The sequence below is a fragment of the Duganella levis genome, assembly GCF_009857605.1.
Lineage (GTDB): Bacteria > Pseudomonadota > Gammaproteobacteria > Burkholderiales > Burkholderiaceae_D > Rugamonas > Rugamonas levis.
Genome location: NZ_WWCT01000086.1, coordinates 1 through 660 on the forward strand (window position 1 = coordinate 1; position 660 = coordinate 660).

The window sequence follows — 660 nt, forward strand, 5'->3', positions numbered from 1 at the left end:
CCAGAAGTAGGTAGCTTAACCGCAAGGAGGGCGCTTACCACGGTAGGATTCGTGACTGGGGTGAAGTCGTAACAAGGTAGCCGTATCGGAAGGTGCGGCTGGATCACCTCCTTTCTAGAGTTTGCAGGTTCCTCGGAACCATTTCAAGCGCTCACACTTATCGACTGTAATGAATTAGAGAACAGCATCGGGGCTGTAGCTCAGCTGGTTAGAGCACCGTGTTGATAACGCGGGGGTCGTTGGTTCGAGTCCAACCAGCCCTACCATTGGGGGATTAGCTCAGCTGGGAGAGCACCTGCTTTGCAAGCAGGGGGTCGTCGGTTCGATCCCGTCATCCTCCACCAAACTGCCTTTACGAATGGCGCAGTTATTCGTAAGTGTAGTTCTCGTTCTTTAAAAATTTGGAAGCAGTAAGTAATTGTTATGACCCATGCGGGCAACTGCGTGGGTGGGTAATGATTGTAATATCATCAAACGTAACAACGTAATATCTTATTTCTATAAACGCTTCTTGTTTAGTCGCAGGAGCTAACGTTATAGGGACAAGTGAATAAGTGCACATGGTGGATGCCTTGGCGATTACAGGCGATGAAGGACGTAGTAGCTTGCGATAAGCTGCGGGGAGCTAGCAAACAAGCTTTGATCCGCAGATTTCCGAAT

At 49.1% G+C, this 660-nt stretch carries 2 tRNA genes and 2 rRNA genes; all 4 read left to right on the forward strand.

The window, feature by feature from the left end:
• Nucleotides 1-114 (forward strand): 16S ribosomal RNA (locus tag GTP69_RS30865); the annotation flags it as partial.
• A gap of 75 nt (nucleotides 115-189) precedes the next feature.
• Nucleotides 190-266, forward strand: a tRNA-Ile gene (locus tag GTP69_RS30870).
• 2 nt (nucleotides 267-268) lie between these two features.
• Nucleotides 269-344: transfer RNA gene (locus tag GTP69_RS30875), tRNA-Ala, on the forward strand.
• Between the two features lie 196 nt (nucleotides 345-540).
• A 23S ribosomal RNA gene (locus tag GTP69_RS30880) occupies nucleotides 541-660 on the forward strand; the annotation flags it as partial.